Here is a 16,795-nt window from a genome sequence, read left to right as displayed (position 1 = left end):
CCAATGGGGATTGAGGGGTGCCAGATGTCAGGGCATTTATTCAGGCTGGCAATGATACGGGATTTACTCGCCGCTCGCAGCCTCTCAAGCCGCCGAATTGCAGCGCAATGTAGCATCCATTCTGACCGCCCTCTTCCTGCGATGGGATATGAGCAAATCGCCTACGAACGATGTTTGATAAGCAATTCCATGCCCTCTTCCTGACTTTTAAAAATTGTGCAAAAAAGAAGCAATTGTTCGACAAAGCTTTACAGAACAGCCATTTGCCGATGATAGAGTTGCGCCGCAATTTCGTGATATAGATCATAAATAACAAATCATAGCGAGGGCATCGGGCTCTCCACCGGTCGGCGGTAAGCAGTATCGACCTGTCTGTATAACCTGACAGAGGTACCACCAAGTGACGGTATTCTTCCGACACAGTAAGCACTTGCTCGCTTCGTTGGCGCTGTTCAGCGTATTGGGGCTAATGCTGGCCATGAGCCCAACCCCCTCAGCCAAGGAGCGCGTACTGGCCCGTGGCGAGCTGGTGGTCCTGACTCGCGCGTCCAACACCACCTACTATGAAGGCCAGCACGGCTTCACCGGCATGGAGTACGAACTCGCCAAAGGCTTCGCTGACAGCTTAGGGGTGGAGCTGCGCATCCTCGAATCCGACGACCTTTCCTACATGCGGTATGCCATCCGCAAGGGTACCGCCGATATTGCAGCCGCCGGCCTGATCGCCACCCCAGAACGTAGCGAAAGCTTGCGTTTCAGCACCGCCTACCAAGATATTGATGCTCTGTTGGTCCGTCGCCTGTCCAGCCCCCGCATTACTGACCTGAGCCAACTTGACCAGCAAACCATTGCCGTAAGCGCAGGTTCCAGCCACGCAGAGCTGCTTCTCAAGGCACAGCTTGAGAGCCCAGAGTTAGAATTCCAAGAAGTGGAAAATGCCACTCCGGAACAACTACTGGCCCTAGTGGAAGACGGCCAGGTGGATTACACACTCATTAACTCCAACAGCTATACCCTGCAGAGAGCCCTCTGGCCCGACTTGGTCGCCGATTACACCGTCGCCAGAGACATGCCGCTGGCTTGGGCGTTTAATCCAAAAGACGACAAAAGCCTATACCAGGAAGCACAGCGTTACCTGACCCAAGCCAAGGCAGACGGGACCACCGCCAAACTGGAAGACCGATTTTACGGCCATGTAGAACAGTTTAATCTGTACGCCGCACGTAGCTTCATGCGTCACTTGGATGATCGACTACCCTTATATGAAGATCTGTTCAAGCAAGCCGAAGATGACAGCGGCTTTGACTGGCGCTTGTTGGCCGCCCTCGCCTATCAGGAGTCCCTGTGGGATCCGCAAGCCATTTCGCCCACCGGTGTGAAAGGCCTGATGATGCTCACCAACAATACGGCTCGCCAGATGGGCATCAACGATCGAACTGATGCATCACAAAGCATCAGTGCCGGCGCCCGCTACCTGCGCCGCACCCATGCCCGGATTCCCGACCGTATTCCTGAGCCCAGCCGTACCTGGATGGCACTGGCCGCTTACAATGTAGGCTACGGGCATCTGGAAGATGCCCGTGTTCTCACCCAGCGCCAAGGCGGCAACCCGGACAACTGGCAGGACGTAAAGCAACGCCTGCCCCTGCTGGCCAAACCAGCCTACGAGAGTCAACTCCGCTACGGCACCGCTCGAGGCGGCCAGGCGGTGATCTATGTCCGTCACATTCGTCGCTTTTACGACCTGTTGGTGTGGGCAGAAAACTCCCGTCCTCGTGATGGCACACTTATCGCACTGAATTGAGATCTAGGCCCCACCTGCTTGCCCGCAACGGCAACGTCACAAACGCCAGAGCCAGCCTGATGTCTGTTACTGGCCTACGGCCAAAGCCACCGCTAAAACCAGGTTCAAATTGCCCACGCAGGAAGCAAAGCCGCCTCCTGCAATGCATCAGCGATAGAAGCTCTGTTCGCAAAGGGACCGGCGCACGTGTTTAACAAGCACATTGCTAAGCTGGCGATAATCCAGGTAAGGCGTTAATAACACCCTTTTTTGTGGGTCTACGGCTATTCCGGGCGCTGCTGGCAGTGGCAGGGCACAGTGTTGCAGGTCGCTAAAGCGCGATAGATTCTCCTTACCCCCTATCCAGTGCCAGCACGACGCCTGCGCCAGCTGCGGCTCAAAACATAGCGCGGTTTCCTGAAACAAGGTTTCATCCCGAAAATGCCGCCACTCATCCGCCACCGGGCAAGCCACCTTGGCCAAAAGGTTCACGATCTTGCGCCAGTGGTTGGAATTAGCCGCTAACAAGGCAGCAACGTCCAACGTCATTGCATTAGGTCGATGCGACAGGTACAAAATCAGGGTCGGCCGGGCAGCGCCCAAATAATCGGCGTCAGACATACCAAAACTCTCGTACGTGAATAACGCGCATTTAACTACTGGATATAAAAACGCCAAAACGAAAAAGGGCTCGCCGCATCACTGCGACAAGCCCTTTATCTGAAGCTGGTAGGCACGAGTGGATTCGAACCACCGACCCCCACCATGTCAAGGTGGTGCTCTAACCAACTGAGCTACGTGCCTAAAGAGGGTGGCAATTCTATGCAGCTTGCTCCGTCAGGGCAAGTCCCTGATTGCAGATTCCTCCTATCAAACACACATCCCTCGCTCAGCGCCGAATTACTTGCGGCGGCGAGCGCCCCAAGCGGTCTCGATTTGACGAGCGCGGGTTATGGACTCTTCCACCAGGTCCGACTGATGTTCAGCGAATTCGCGGATAATTTCCAACGCTGAACGCACATCACGGCGGAAAATGGTTTCCACCAACGCCTTAAAAAACGACAGACATTCCTTGATTTCATTCGGCTCAAGATGCAGCGCCATAAAAAACGCCCGCTGCATGGCCGGCTGCATATTAATAAGCACATCTTCAACAAAAACATTACGGGCAAACGGATAGACATGTTCCAGAAAACGAAAACTGAGATTGAAGAAGAGATCATGATCGCGCTCATCCGCCGCCACCTGTAGCCCGTGGACCAGCTCAATAAACGAATCCATATCCTCTTCACGCACCACCTTGATGGCCTTGCGGATCACCAATCCCAGTAACACCTGAATAACTTCGTACAGGCTACGCACATGGGATTCCGACATTTCTTTCACCACCGCACCCCTGCGCGGCAAAATATCGATCAGCTGACGCCGCTGTAGAATCAACAGCGCCTCGCGAACTGATCCCCGGCTGACATCCAGCTCACTGGCAACGCGCAACTCCTGGATACGGTCGCCCGCCAGCATGTCACCGTGAATAATTTGCTGGGCAAGATGCTGGGCAATTTGCTCAGAGAGGCTCTCTTTCGCTTTGAAGCTCACCAAACCCTCACTATCTGTTGAACAATCCAATTAGCTTTGTCTGACTATAGTACACAGTAAACGCACTACCAAGCGCTGGATTTGCCAATCGACACCCGCCAGTATCAAATGCATCAATGTCATACCAATAATCCACCAACAACAAGAATTGTGACCACACCCCATAGCAGGCGGAGTTGCATGAACAAGGACCTGATCACCCAGTTACCCAGAGTGGAGCAACTGTTCGACCACTACGCGGAGCGTTTCGGCAAACAGCAGACCGCCTACCGTAACCATGTTTACCGGCTGGTGAATTTGGTCATGGCTCAGCGTCCGTTGAATAACGAGGAACTCGACAAGTTACAAGTAGCAGCCTTTTTCCACGATGCAGGGATCTGGCTAGCAGGCACTTTCGATTACCTGCAGCCGTCAGCCCGGCTAGCCGAGCACTATTTGCAGAAGGAGCAGCTGGAAGATTGGAACCATGATGTACACGACATGATAATGAACCATCACAAACTCAGCCGTTTCAGTACCAACCCTCGGGAGCTCACCGAAGCATTCCGCCGCGCTGACTGGATCGATGTCAGCCTTGGGATACTGCGCTTCGGCGTTCCCGCGGCCAGAATCCGGCTGATCAAGCACGGCTTTCCCAACGCTGGCTTCCACCTTCTATTGCTAAAGCTCAGCGGCCAGCAAATACTAAGCCAGCCTTGGCGCCCGCTTCCCATGTTGAAACGATAAGCCTTTGCCCGCCTTTTCTTGGCGCACAGAGTTATCCACAGATTCTGTGGATAACTCTGTGAATAGACTGTCAGGAACTGTCCACACCGCCTACTACGCTTGGCATATGGTTAGAGTGACGAAAAATGACCATGCCATTAAACCCTTTATAATCAGTGAGTTAAAAATAAACACTGCAAATCAACAGCTTAGCTGTCAAGACTCCCGCATCGGGTGAAAAAAGCGTGTTCGCTGTGCAAAACTATTGCCCGGTAACAAGGCATGACGGAAGAAAGCAAGGGGAAAGGGGGTACGATCTGTTGAAAAGGTGACACCCCTCAATCATTGAGTGTCACTGGCCCCGGATGCGCAAAACAACAAAAGCCGCTCTAGAAAGAACGGCTTTTGAGTATGAACCAGAGCGGAATGTGGTCGGCCGCATCAATGGCGCCATCGACCTTTTCCAGCGCTTCATCAGCAGTATTCAGACACCGGAATAAGACAGCACAGGCAAGCGCCCTGTCGCCCCTCTAAACGCATGGGAGGGGTCGCCCACTCGCCCACTTGGTAAGAAAAAGATGACGGAGCCTGTCTACACAAGCCGGGTTGAATTGAAGGGCTCACTCGATGAATCAGTATTCGAACGTCATCCCCAGACGCTTACCCACTTCTTCATAGGCTTCAACCACTCCGCCCAACCCTTGGCGGAAACGATCTTTATCCAGCTTCTCGCGGCTCCCCTTGTCCCATAGGCGGCAACCATCCGGGCTAAATTCATCGCCCAACAACACCTCACCCTTAAACACGCCAAATTCCAGCTTGTAATCCACCAGCAGCATACCGCCGTCCAGAAACAGCTGCTTGAGCACATCATTCACCGCAAAGGTGAGGGTTTTCATCTGCGCCACCTGGTCGTCGGTGGCCCAACCAAAACTATGAATATGGTAATCATTGACCATAGGGTCCCCTAGGTCATCATCTTTCAAGAAGAACTCAAACGTTGGCGGCGTCAACTCCAGCCCCTCTTCCACTCCCAGGCGGCGGCATATAGAACCCGCAGCAAGATTGCGCACCACGCATTCCACCGGAATCATCTCCAGCTTTTTCACCAGGGATTCCGTGGGCGACAGGGTTTTCTCGAAATGGCAGGGGATCCCCGCCGCTTTCAGCTTTTCCATAATGGCCGCGTTGAACTGATTATTCACTGCACCCTTGCGAGCCAACGCCTCTTTTTTCTTGCCATCAAAGGCGGAGGTGTCGTCACGGAACAGCATAATCAGCTTGTCCGCGTCATCGGTGGTGTACACAGACTTGGCTTTGCCGGCATACAACTCGTCGCGTTTTTCCATGGAAAGGCCTATTACTCAGGTCAGTATTAATGTACTTGCAGCCAACCAAACCCTTCCGTCTGGCTGGCAACGCCAATTCTTTCACGTCCTTGGGTAATTACCCTTTCGACTGCATCTAATGCGTACCGAGACGTGTTGTTCTGTTCGCTCAGGTGCGACAGCACCAAATGTTGCAGGCGGTCCACATTGGCCTGGCGTAACAGCGCCGCCGCCTGATCATTGCTCAGGTGTCCTAACATACCACCCACACGCCGTTTCAACGATGCTGGATACGGACCTGAGGCCAGTAATTGCGAGTCGTGATTGCATTCCAGAACCAGCGCATCACACTCCCTGTAGGCATCTACCACGTGGGGCGTAATTGACCCCAGATCAGTAAGTACCCCCACCGTGCGTTGCTGCCAGGAAAAACGATACTGGCAGGGCTCCCTTGCATCATGGGGCACCAGCACCGGCAGGATATCCATCGCCCCCAGAGTAAACGCCCGACCGGGACGAACCTCCTGCCAGCTCGCCCCTTTCAGGCTGGCACGTTTGTCATGCACCGCGCTGGCGGTGCCAAATGAGCTATATACCGGGCACCCCACTTTACGGGCCAACGCCCCGGCGCTACGAATATGATCTCCATGTTCATGGGTGACCAAAATCGCACTGAGCTGATCGGTAGCCAGCCCCAGCCGGCCCAGTCGCAGTTCGGTTTCCTTTACCGTAAAACCGCAGTCAATCAGCACCAGGGTATCGTCGGCCTGCACCAGCGTGGCATTCCCTTTACTGCCACTGCCCAGTGACGCCAGCTGCATTAATCAAGCTCGTCGTAGATTCGCTCGAGAATGGCCTGCCCGGGGGTTTTCTCCACCAGTGCGGTACCCTTCTCATTCAGCACCGCCACCTGAATACCGTTGGTCGTATGGCTTAATTTCAACTGTGCTTCGCGGGCGCCCAACTCATACCGATCGGGAACTTTGAGGTAAAAGATACCTACTTCGCGATCACGATCACTGACCTTTAAGTCCGTCTGCGCCAGGGCATCACCCACGTATTCCCATGCCCAGGCGTAGCGAGTGGACATCATGATGATCGGATAACCGTTGCCGTCCCGGCCCAGCAACGCTTTGGCGGACTCACCTTGCGGAGCCGGCTCATCATTTGCCTCCTCCGGCGCATTACCGAGCACCACCAGTTGCGGCGGGCGCGGCGGCTCAAAACGGTCTTCATCTTCGCCAGGAGCCGTCAGCCGCTCATCCTGACGCGGCACCGCATACAGCGGCTGCTCACCAATAAACACGCCCCCGTCCGGCACTTTGATCGGGTCGGTTACGCCCGCTTTACGGTACTCCAGACTGCTGTCGGGCAACCAGCTACAACCAGCCGCCATAAGGGCGAGCATGAACGGTGCAAGCAACGCCGCTTTCTTCATTTAACCTCCAGCAAGCCGCATTGGCGCATGGTTTCACGCAACCGCGGCTGGGCCGCTTCTGACATCGGCACCAGCGGCAGCCTGATACCTGCGTCAATCAGCCCCATTTCAAACAATGCCCATTTCACCGGGATCGGATTTGCTTCAATAAAAAGATCACGATGCAAGGGTTCGAGTTCCGCATTCAATGTACGTGCGGTGTCCGCATCGCCAGCCAGAGCCGCCTCACACATGGCGGCCATTTTCGCCGGAGCCACGTTGGCAGTCACCGAAATGTCGCCGTGCCCGCCGGCCAGGATAAAATCCATGGCGGTGGCGTCATCGCCGGAATAAAGCATGAAATCGTCAGAACAACGCTCACGGATTTCGCGCGCCCGCTCCAGGTTTCCGGTAGCTTCCTTGATACCCACAATGTTTGGCACTTTACTCAAACGCTCCACGGTTTCCGGCAGCAAGTCGCAGGAAGTTCGAGCGGGCACGTTATACAGTATTTGCGGAATATCTACCGCACGAGCTATCGCCAAGAAGTGTTGATACAGACCTTCCTGGGGCGGCTTGTTGTAATAAGGCGTCACCAACAGGCAAGCGTCTGCACCGTCTCGTTTGGCATCTCGAGTCAGCCGAATGGCTTCTTCTGTGTTGTTGGCACCAGTACCGGCAATCACCGGAAGGCGGCCCTTAGCCAGCGCCACCACTTCACGGATCACGCTATCGTGCTCTTCAAACCCAAGGGTAGCGGATTCACCGGTCGTCCCCACAGCTACGATGGCATGGGTGCCTTGTTCTACATGCCAGTTCACCAGCGAGCGTAAACGCTCCCAGTCTACGGACCCATCTGCACGCATGGGGGTCACCAGCGCCACTATGCTGCCGCGAATCATGCCTGTCTCCTATTGTGCGCAAACCCGTTGCGCCACTCAATGCGCTCAACGATGCGTCCCATCTAGCGAGCCCTATCGTCGGGTGAAGGGCGCTATGGTAAACCCCGCCCCCAAAGCGGACAAGGAGCGTCTCTGCGGTTTACCACCCGGAATGCAACGTACAGCTTCAGACCCGTCTTTGCGGCAAGTGTTCAGTCTGAGATGAACTGGGTAAACTGATGGGTCAAATACGCCTCATAAGAAGGCAAATTCCGTACCTGCCGCTGGTACGCGGGCCCGGATATTGATTGACGGCACTAGCGAAATGGAGAACAACAATGAATCAGTTGATTGTGATTTCTGCCTTGGGCACGGACCGGCCCGGCATTGTGCAGGCCCTGTCCAAGGCCGTGCTGGAATACGATGGCAGTATCATGGATTCACGGATGACCGTACTGGGGGGCGAATTTGCTGTACTGATGCTGGTTGCCGGCAACGCTGCCACTTTGGACAGCCTGGAAGCCGGGCAGCAGCAGCTAGCCGATCAACTGAACCTGCTGATCACCCTTAAACGCACCCGCGCCCCGGAGGCTCGGCCCGCCGCCCTGCCTTACGAAGTGGAGGTAGTGGCCATGGACAATCCGGGCATTGTCCACGAAATCGCCCACTTCTTTTCCCAGCGCAACATCAACATTGATGACCTGCACACGGGCACCTACGCCGCCCCACACACAGGCACCCGCATGTTTAGCCTGCACCTGACCTTGAGCATGAGCGCGGAACACTCCGTGGCCCAATTACGCGACGCTTTTCTGGATTTCTGTGAAGCCCGTAACCTGGATGCCACCATGACGCCAAAACGCTAGCTGGGCGCAACACGGCAAACTCATCAAGACCACCAAAGAGAACGGACTTCAATATGGCACACCCCAAAATTGGCAATCTGGCACCCAACTTCACACTACCGGACCAGGATGGAAATCAGGTTGAATTGAAAACGTTCAGGAATCAAAACCCGGTGGTGATTTTCTTTTACCCCAAAGCCCTGACCCCGGGCTGCACCACCCAGGCCTGCGGCATTCGTGACACCCAGGTAGAGCTTGAAAAACGTGGAGTCGTGGTATTTGGCATCAGCCCGGATGCGGTAGCACGCTTGCCCAAGTTTATCGACAAGCATGCCCTGAACTTCACCCTGTTATCCGACGAAGATCACGCCATCGCCGAGAAATACGGCTGCTGGGGCATGAAGAAATTCATGGGCAAGGAGTTCATGGGCCTAATTCGCACCACCTTTATCATCGGCAAGAATGGCAAACTGCTGAAGGTGATGGACAAATTCAAAACCAAAACCCATCACGAAGACCTGCTGGCTGAACTGGACGCGCTGGGGATTTAACGCCACCTCACCAGTAAAAAGGGGCTTTCGCCCCTTTTCTTTGCCTCATGCCTCTGGCTGGGATGCTCCTAGTTTCCCGGGAGAATAGTCTGCCTGCCGAGGCCAGGCATTGATCACAGCTTTAATCAGCGTCGCCAGCGGGATGGCAAAGAACACACCCCACAACCCCCATAGCCCACCGAATAACAGAATGGCGGTAATAATCGCCACGGGGTGCAAATTCACCGCCTCGGAAAACAGCAGCGGCACCAGAATATTGCCATCAATAAACTGGATGATGCCATATACGATCATCACCAGCGCGAAGTCGCCACCCCAACCGAACTGCACGTAAGCCACTGCCGCCACCGGCAAGGTGACCACCGTGGCGCCGATGTATGGCACCACCACCGACAACCCCACCAGCACCGCCAGCAACACCGCATAATTCATATCCAGCAGTATGAAAGCGATAAACGTTGAACCGCCGACCAGCAGAATTTCAATCGCCTTGCCTCTCACATAGTTGGCGATCTGACCGTCCATTTCGTGCCATACATGAGAAAGAATACGCCGCTTACGAGGCAAAAAGCCCAGCATCCAGTTGACCAGGGTTTCCCTGTCTTTCAAAAAGAAAAACACTAGCAGAGGGACCAGCACCACAAACACCATTATTTCCACCAGGTTGGGAATCGATGCCAGCGACAACGTCAGCACCCCCTGGCCCGCCTCAGCCACCTCCCGCTGAATTACCGCGACAATGGAGTTCACCTGCTCCATGGAAATCACTTCTGGGTAGTGAGCCGGCAGGCCCCGTAGCCAGATTTCCCCATTTTTGAGCACATGGGGCAGCTGGTCCTGAACCAGCAACACCAGCTGTCGCCACACCATAGGCAACAGCACCACCAAGGTGGCGGTCAACAGGCCAACAAACAGCACAAATACCAAATTGACCGCGAACATACGCCTAACGCCCCGGCGCTCCAGCGCCCCCACCAGCCCCTGCATTAGATAGGCCACCACCATGGCCGTAAACACCGGCGCCAGCATGTCGCCAAAAAAAGCAATCACCAGCCCAACGGCCAACAGCAGGACAACTAAATACACCGCCTCTTCGTCAGAAAAATAACTATCGGCCCAATTTTTCAGTATGCGTAGCATCAAGGCTCCTGGGTGCCGCAACGGATCACGAAATGATAACAGCCTTTCGATTCCCCCATGCGAACTAGCGCATGGCAGGACTGTCTCAGATAGGCGGGAATATCATTGGCTGACCCCGTGTCCGTGGCAATCACTTCCAGCAATTGCCCGGCACGAAGCTGCCGCAACGCCTGTCGGGTTTTCAACAGCGGCAACGGGCACTGTAACGTGGACGCATCCACACGGAGATCGACCTTGTGTTCAGACATCTGGTGCTCAGTCATGCTTATCACTTCATTCATTGTCGCCCTGCCGGCATTATAGTCATAAGAGAGCCTTTGAATAACGCCTTGTGTAGTGATACTCAAGGTTACCCTACCCGTTACGACTCTCTGAACGGAGCCACGACTTGACGTTGTTTTTGCGTACATTTTTGCTGTTCAGCTGCTGCTGGCTAGCCAACCCATCCAGTGCCGATAACAACCTTCCGGTGCTTGGCGACCCCACCGCAGCGCTCATGTCTGCCGGCCAGGAATACCGCTTGGGTCGTGCTTGGCTACGCAGTCTGCGCGGGCAGACTTCCATCATGTCCGACCCCATGTTGCAGGAATACGTGGAGAGCCTAGTCTACCGGCTAGCCTCCTACAGCGACCTGAAAGAACCCAACCTGGATATCGTGGTGATAAACAGTCGCCAGATTAACGCTTTTGCAGTGCCCGGTGGAGTAATCGGGCTCAACGCCGGGCTGTTTCTAAATGCGGACAGCGAAGACGAAGTCGCCGGAGTGGTCGCTCACGAAATTGCCCACGTGAGCCAGCGGCACTTTGCCCGCCGATACTTGGATTCAAAAAAAATGAACACCGCGGTGCTGGCCGCCATGCTCGCCAGCCTGGCCGTTGCCATTGCCGGCGACGGTGAAGCCGGGATGGCCGGTATCGCGGCCACCCAGGCCGGGGCCATTCAGGCTCAACTGGCCTATTCGCGTCAAAATGAGCGCGAAGCCGACCGGGTAGGCATGCAGACCCTGGCCGCCTCTGGCATGGACCCAAGCGCCATGCCACGTTTTTTCGAGCGCATGCACGATAGCCAACGTTTCTCCGGGGATCCGCCGGAGTTCCTGCTCACTCACCCGGTCACCGAAAGCCGAATTGCTGACAGCCGTGCCCGCGCCCGCACCCTTCCACCGGCACGGCTGTCCGTTTCCACCGGTTTTCTGCTGGCACAGGCCCGCCTCAAGGCAGGCTTCATTACCTCTGATGAGCAGGCCATTGAATATTTCACACGCTACAGTAATGAACGCAGTGCGTTAGGATTACAGGCCGCACGATACGGCCTGGCCCTCAGCTATCTGCGTGCCAATCACTATGAGCAGGCTCGCGAATTGATGCAGGGGCTGGCCGATCAATACCCCGATCAACTCTGGTTCCGCCTAGGGCTGGCTGAAGTGGCGCTGGATGAAGGTAGCTACCCGCTAGCGATTAAAGAAACCGGGTGGGTACTGAACATTTCACCGGACAATTACGCCGCCTCCATACTGCAGAGCAAAGCCTACCTGCGCAGCAAGCAACCAGAAAAGGCTCTGCCGTTGCTCAAACCACTCCTCCAAGACCACATCAATGATCCTCACATTTGGGATCTGCTGGCTGATGCCTACGGCAACAGTGGCGACACCGTGCGCGCCCTGCATGCCCGTGCCGAAAGCCAGTTTCTGAGCGGCAACGATTCTAAAGCCCAGCAACAAATGCGCTATGCCCTGCGCGACGCAGAGAATGACTTTGCCTTGTACAGTAAATTGAACGGGCGCCTGCGAGAAATGAAACGATTATCTGAAGAAGAGTTCTGAGCGCGATGGCGGGCTACTGCCTGACTCGCAAGAATACAACCTGCGTTGTTTGCGCAGGTTGTATCAGGCGTCAGCCAAAAAAATAGCGGCCGGTCACGCTTTCAACGTTTGGCCGAAATCCAACATGCGGTTCAACGGCACCATGGCTTTTTCTGCCAGCGTCGGGTCCACGAAAATTTCCTGCCCCATGCCGTTGGCATCTTCCAGCACCGCGAGCATGTTCTGCAGGCCATTCATGGCCATCCACGGACAGTGAGCACAACTGCGACAGGTCGCACCGGAGCCCGCCGTCGGCGCTTCCAGGAAGGTTTTGCCCGGCGCTAACTGCTGCATCTTGTAGAAAATGCCCTTGTCAGTGGCGACGATGAACACCTCATTGTCCATCTCGCAGGCGGCCTTGATCAGCTGTGAGGTCGAGCCGACCACATCCGCCATTTCCACCACCGAGGCCGGGGATTCCGGGTGCACCAGAATAGCGGCATCCGGGTAGGCGGCTTGCAAGTCATGCAACCCTTTGGCTTTAAACTCTTCGTGAACGATGCAGGCGCCGTCCCAACACAATACATCGGCGCCGGCTTTATCACGGACATAACCGCCAAGGTGCTTGTCCGGTGCCCACAGAATTTTTTCACCGTTGCTATCCAGATGCTCAATCAACTCCACGGCGATGGACGAGGTGACCACCCAATCGGCACGGGCTTTCACCGCGGCGGAAGTATTGGCATAAACCACCACAGTACGGTCCGGGTGCTGGTCGCAAAATGCGGAAAACTCTTCTTCCGGGCAACCGATATCCAATGAACAGGTCGCTTCGAGCGTCGGCATGAAGACGCGTTTTTCCGGGCTGAGAATCTTGGCGGTCTCGCCCATAAACTTCACCCCAGCCACAATCAACGTGGACGCAGGGTGGTCTTTGCCGAAGCGGGCCATTTCCAAAGAATCAGACACACAGCCACCGGTTTCTTCCGCCAACGACTGAATTTCGGGGTCTGTGTAGTAATGCGCTACCAACACCGCATCGCGTTGACGCAACAGCGTCTTGATTCGATCTCGATAGGATGCACGTTGCTCTTCGCTGAGCGTGTCCTCGGGCTCTACTTCAGCCAAATGCGCCTGGACCCGTGCTTGTGCCTCTGCCGTCATTGCCTTACCGCCCGGGGTTTCCCCCTGAAATCAACAACTTGGAAAATTGATAAAAGAATAAGGCGGGCATAATACCACAACAGCCAAAAACCGCTGAATAGCGGCCTGTTGTTAGCCCTGCAAAGGATTAAATGCGTCCGACGAGGGCGGTTTTCAAGCTTCCCTTCAAGCTTGGAAGGAAGGCCGGTAAGCGGGTCCGGCGGCAACCAGATGCACCGTGCTGATGGCCCGCTCCAGGAACGCGCCCTCGCAATAGCACAGGTAGTATTCCCACATACGCACGAACCGCTCATCAAAACCCAGCTCGCGAATGCGGGGCAGCGCATCATGAAAACGCTGGCGCCAGTGATTTAAGGTGAGCGCGTAATCATGACCGATGTCGTGCAGTTCCGTGGTCACCAAGCGGGTATGGCGCGTGAGGTTGTCGCACATCACCGACACGCTGGGCAGGAAACCGCCGGGAAAGATATAACGCTTAATGAAGTCCACCTGCTTCAATGCATAGTGGTAACGCTGGTCCGGCACCGTGATTGCCTGAATCAGCAGCAACCCTTCCGGCTTCAAACGCTTGCCCAACACATCAAAATAGCCAGGCAAAAATTCCGCCCCCACCGCTTCGATCATTTCCACGGACACCACCCTGTCATACTGTCCGGTGAGTTCGCGATAATCCTTTTCCAGAATGGTGATGCGATCACTTAGCCCGGCATCGGCAACCTGATCGCGGGCATAACGAGCCTGCTCGCGTGAGATCGTTGTGGTGGTGACGGTGACGCCGTAATGCTGCGCCGCATGCAGCGCTAAACCGCCCCAGCCCGTGCCAATTTCAAGCACCGTCATGCCGGGCTGTAATTGCAGCCGTTGGCAAATCAAATCCAGCTTGTGCACCGAGGCCTCCTCCAGGGACGCCTCCGGGCGCGAAAAAACCGCACTGGAATACATCATGGTGCGATCAAGAAAGAGGCTGAAAAAATCATTACCCAGATCGTAATGCGCGGAAATATTTCTACGCGACCCTTGCAGCGAATTGCGGTTATAGCGGTGCAGCATTTTCAACGCGGGTTTGGATAGCGCGGCAAAGCCGCCCTCCAACGCTTGCATGGCATCCACATTGGCGGCGAAGTACCGTATTACCTTGACCAGATCCGGGCTCGACCAGCTTTGTTCCATAAACGCTTCTGCCGCCCCCATCGCCCCACCGCTCATCATCATGCTGTAGGTGCACCAATCGGTGAGTACGATATGACCGATTGCCTGGCTATTGTGTGAATCACCGAGTAACACGGTGTTGCCATCCGGCTCATCAATACGCAGGCCGCCGTGCGGCAATTTTCCCAGCTTATCCAACACCAGAGTGCGAGCCACCGATTGCGACCAACTCAATGTGCCGGCCTGGATACTTTTATTGTTAGAGGCTCTATCGCCAGACAGCATTATCTTACTCCCTGTTTCCATCATCGCCTGAATCACCATCATCACGTTGGACGTTCTCGCCAGCGGGGTGACCGTGAAAGACCGCGCCTTTACGCCACAGTTTGAAGGCCTGCCAATAAATATTTTTCAGCGTGGCCAACCCCTGGGCACCGAACCGGAAAATACCCTTGCCCATGGCGGCGGAATCCGGCGCAACTAATTGCAACTTCATTCCAGCCTTGAAAACACAGACCTGTTTATCCCGGTCTTCTAACCCTATTCGCAGATCGGGTAAGGCAACGTGAAGATGCCAATGGTATTGCAGCAACATGGGCAGGAAAGGGGACACATGAAAAGCCTTGGGGTGGTCCAGCACCAGCGCCCCGTTTTCAGTTCGGGAAAACGTGAGAGGGTAAAAATGGCGCTCTCGCCATGGGGTATTTTGCACCTCGGCGATCATGCTGTCGGGCTGGCTTTGTCCTTGCGGGAAATGCAGGTACAAAACCAATGGATTAAACAGGGTTCCGAAGGTACGCCACTGCGCCAGCATAATCGTTCTGCCATGGCTCCAGTTCAGCCCCAGGCTGAGCGCTTTTTCGCGCACTTTTTCCGCTAACGGCACGGCACGAGTATCCAGGTAATCCTGATCACAAAACGTGACCGGTCGCCACGCCCGGCCCCAGGCCCAGTGTCGGCCAAGCATGTCGTCAATCTTTTCCAGATCGCACCAAACCATCCACAGCGGGTAATCAAAGCTGTGGGTAAACGGTTGCAACCGTTGATGCCAGACGCGCCCGCGCGCAATAGCATAGGGTGTCAACGGGTCATTGACCGAAGCCTCCATCACGCAACGCTCCCTGCCTGCGCCTTGCCAGTGATCCCTGCCACCACGTTCAACGCAGACACCACACCATCTTCATGGAAACCATTGCGGCACCAGGCACCAGCAAACCAGGTGGCATTTTTGCCATTGTCTTTCAGTAATTGTTCCCGGGCCGCCACCGTCTGCGGTGTGAATAACGGATGCGCAAAATGGTAACGGGCGAGTACCTTTTTGGTATCAATTCGGTCACTGGCATTCAGCGTGACACAGAAGGTTTCCGGGGCAGCAATACCCTGCAGAATATTCATGTTATAGGTCACTTGAACCCGTTCCTGATCCTGCGCATACAACATGGCATTCCAGCTGGACCATACCCGTTCCCGACGCGGTAGCAACGCTGTATCCGTATGCAGGACCACTTCATTATCCTGGTAACCCAATTGCGACAGGTTGGCTTCTTCCCGTTCGTCTGGATCACTGAGTAACGCCAGCGCCTGGTCGCTGTGGCAGGCCAGCACAACCTGATCGTAATGCTGCTCTGCCCCGCCTACGGTGACGGTGACACCGGCACCGCCCTCTACACCCACTCCCGCTGAGCCCCGTCGTATCGACTGCACCGGGGTGCAGGTATGAAAGGTAGCGTTGCAACCCTCCACCAGGGGCTTCACGTATTGATTGGAACCACCAGGCACCACGAACCACTGGGGCCGATCATTCAACGACAATAAACCATGATTCTGAAAAAACTGGATAAAAAACCGGGCAGGAAAAACTTCCATCTGCTCCAGCGAGCAAGACCAGATAGCCCCGCCCATGGCGAGAATATAATCCCGGGCAAAGCGTTCACTGTAACCCTGCTCACGCAGATACTGCCCCAAAGGAAGGTCTCCCTTGGCGCTATGAAGCAAAGCCGGTGCCTGCTTATTGAAGCGCAAGATGTCACGAATGAAACGCCAGTGTGAAAAGCTCAGCAGATTGCGTTTCTGGGCAAACATGCCCCCCAGCCCATCGCCGCAGTATTCCAGCCCGTTCTTCTCATCACTGACCGCAAACCCCATAGGAGTGGGTTGGCCCTGCAAGCCAAGCTCCTCCAACAAACGAAGGTAATTCGGGTAGGTTCGATCGTTGAATACAATAAAACCTACATCAATAGCGTAATCACCATGGGGTCGAGATACCGGAATCGTACAGGTATGCCCACCCAGATAATCATTGGCTTCAAATACCTCGACCTGATGACCCGCTTTTGACAGATACCAAGCGGTGCTAAGCCCACTAATACCGGCTCCAACAATAGCAATACGCTGACTCATGTCTTTCCCTTCCTACTATTGCCCATGGCCGGCGG

Annotated in this window: 17 protein-coding genes and 1 tRNA gene; 5 read left to right on the top strand and 13 right to left on the bottom strand. The window is 55.1% G+C overall.

Annotated features, from left to right (window positions below):
- The first annotated feature begins 400 nt into the window (after positions 1-400).
- Positions 401-1,804: a membrane-bound lytic murein transglycosylase MltF gene (mltF, locus tag ABNH10_RS00460; protein WP_349384249.1), complete on the top strand. Its 1,404-nt coding sequence runs from the start codon at positions 401-403 to the stop codon at positions 1,802-1,804.
- Between the two features lie 147 nt (positions 1,805-1,951).
- On the opposite strand, the gene ABNH10_RS00455 is transcribed toward mltF, so the two are convergent.
- From ABNH10_RS00455 to ABNH10_RS00445, 3 genes are all read right to left on the bottom strand, one after another.
- The gene (locus ABNH10_RS00455; protein WP_349384248.1) at positions 1,952-2,404 is read right to left on the bottom strand and encodes a DUF6942 family protein; all 453 of its coding nucleotides are present in this window, start codon (positions 2,402-2,404) and stop codon (positions 1,952-1,954) included.
- Between the two features lie 106 nt (positions 2,405-2,510).
- Positions 2,511-2,587: transfer RNA gene (locus tag ABNH10_RS00450), tRNA-Val, on the bottom strand.
- Positions 2,588-2,683: 96 nt separating this feature from the next.
- Entirely contained in the window at positions 2,684-3,379 is a 696-nt protein-coding gene (locus ABNH10_RS00445) for a GntR family transcriptional regulator (protein ID WP_349384247.1), read from the bottom strand.
- Between the two features lie 180 nt (positions 3,380-3,559).
- On the opposite strand from ABNH10_RS00445, the gene ABNH10_RS00440 reads away from it, so the two are divergent.
- Positions 3,560-4,105, top strand: a complete 546-nt coding sequence (locus ABNH10_RS00440; protein WP_349384246.1) for a hypothetical protein — start codon at positions 3,560-3,562, stop codon at positions 4,103-4,105.
- 611 nt (positions 4,106-4,716) lie between these two features.
- Here ABNH10_RS00440 and purC read toward each other — a convergent pair.
- The 4 genes from purC to dapA are packed head-to-tail and all read right to left on the bottom strand — an operon-like array spanning position 4,717 to position 7,731.
- On the bottom strand, positions 4,717-5,433 hold the full coding sequence (purC, locus tag ABNH10_RS00435; protein ID WP_349384245.1) for a phosphoribosylaminoimidazolesuccinocarboxamide synthase: 717 nt from the start codon (positions 5,431-5,433) through the stop codon (positions 4,717-4,719).
- 26 nt (positions 5,434-5,459) lie between these two features.
- The gene (locus ABNH10_RS00430) at positions 5,460-6,233 is read right to left on the bottom strand and encodes an MBL fold metallo-hydrolase (protein ID WP_349384244.1); all 774 of its coding nucleotides are present in this window, start codon (positions 6,231-6,233) and stop codon (positions 5,460-5,462) included.
- Positions 6,233-6,850: an NlpB/DapX family lipoprotein gene (gene bamC, locus ABNH10_RS00425; RefSeq protein ID WP_349384243.1), complete on the bottom strand. Its 618-nt coding sequence runs from the start codon at positions 6,848-6,850 to the stop codon at positions 6,233-6,235. Before bamC ends, ABNH10_RS00430 begins: the two co-directional genes overlap by 1 nt.
- On the bottom strand, positions 6,847-7,731 hold the full coding sequence (dapA, locus tag ABNH10_RS00420) for a 4-hydroxy-tetrahydrodipicolinate synthase (RefSeq protein ID WP_349384242.1): 885 nt from the start codon (positions 7,729-7,731) through the stop codon (positions 6,847-6,849). The genes bamC and dapA overlap by 4 nt, the downstream gene beginning before the upstream one ends.
- A 317-nt stretch (positions 7,732-8,048) precedes the next feature.
- On the opposite strand from dapA, the gene ABNH10_RS00415 reads away from it, so the two are divergent.
- Positions 8,049-8,576 carry a glycine cleavage system transcriptional repressor gene (locus ABNH10_RS00415; RefSeq protein ID WP_349384241.1) on the top strand — a complete coding sequence of 176 codons (528 nt, stop codon included), beginning with the start codon at positions 8,049-8,051 and terminating at the stop codon, positions 8,574-8,576.
- Positions 8,577-8,629: 53 nt separating this feature from the next.
- The gene (bcp, locus tag ABNH10_RS00410) at positions 8,630-9,106 is read left to right on the top strand and encodes a thioredoxin-dependent thiol peroxidase (RefSeq protein WP_349384240.1); all 477 of its coding nucleotides are present in this window, start codon (positions 8,630-8,632) and stop codon (positions 9,104-9,106) included.
- 45 nt (positions 9,107-9,151) lie between these two features.
- Here the strand turns inward: bcp and ABNH10_RS00405 are convergent, their stop codons facing one another.
- Both ABNH10_RS00405 and ABNH10_RS00400 read right to left on the bottom strand, forming a co-directional pair.
- Positions 9,152-10,246: an AI-2E family transporter gene (locus ABNH10_RS00405; RefSeq protein WP_349384239.1), complete on the bottom strand. Its 1,095-nt coding sequence runs from the start codon at positions 10,244-10,246 to the stop codon at positions 9,152-9,154.
- Positions 10,246-10,509, bottom strand: coding sequence for a sulfurtransferase TusA family protein (locus ABNH10_RS00400; protein ID WP_502877103.1), 264 nt, complete (start codon positions 10,507-10,509; stop codon positions 10,246-10,248). The genes ABNH10_RS00405 and ABNH10_RS00400 overlap by 1 nt, the downstream gene beginning before the upstream one ends.
- Before the next feature lie 125 nt (positions 10,510-10,634).
- Between ABNH10_RS00400 and ABNH10_RS00395 the strand changes: the two genes are divergently transcribed.
- The gene (locus ABNH10_RS00395; RefSeq protein ID WP_349384237.1) at positions 10,635-12,068 is read left to right on the top strand and encodes a M48 family metalloprotease; all 1,434 of its coding nucleotides are present in this window, start codon (positions 10,635-10,637) and stop codon (positions 12,066-12,068) included.
- Positions 12,069-12,161: 93 nt separating this feature from the next.
- On the opposite strand, the gene nadA is transcribed toward ABNH10_RS00395, so the two are convergent.
- The 4 genes from nadA to ABNH10_RS00375 form a co-directional block, all read right to left on the bottom strand.
- Positions 12,162-13,211: a quinolinate synthase NadA gene (gene nadA / locus ABNH10_RS00390; protein ID WP_208742019.1), complete on the bottom strand. Its 1,050-nt coding sequence runs from the start codon at positions 13,209-13,211 to the stop codon at positions 12,162-12,164.
- Between the two features lie 165 nt (positions 13,212-13,376).
- Positions 13,377-14,645, bottom strand: a complete 1,269-nt coding sequence (locus tag ABNH10_RS00385; protein WP_288368176.1) for an SAM-dependent methyltransferase — start codon at positions 14,643-14,645, stop codon at positions 13,377-13,379.
- Between the two features lie 4 nt (positions 14,646-14,649).
- Entirely contained in the window at positions 14,650-15,468 is an 819-nt protein-coding gene (locus ABNH10_RS00380; RefSeq protein ID WP_288368177.1) for a DUF1365 domain-containing protein, read from the bottom strand.
- The gene (locus ABNH10_RS00375; protein ID WP_046961724.1) at positions 15,468-16,760 is read right to left on the bottom strand and encodes an NAD(P)/FAD-dependent oxidoreductase; all 1,293 of its coding nucleotides are present in this window, start codon (positions 16,758-16,760) and stop codon (positions 15,468-15,470) included. Before ABNH10_RS00375 ends, ABNH10_RS00380 begins: the two co-directional genes overlap by 1 nt.
- Positions 16,761-16,795: the final 35 nt, after the last annotated feature.

It is taken from the genome of Alcanivorax sp., from assembly GCF_040119285.1.
GTDB lineage: Bacteria > Pseudomonadota > Gammaproteobacteria > Pseudomonadales > Alcanivoracaceae > Alcanivorax.
The sequence above is the reverse complement of the archived record's forward strand: the minus strand, read 5'-3'. Positions and strand labels throughout refer to the sequence as shown.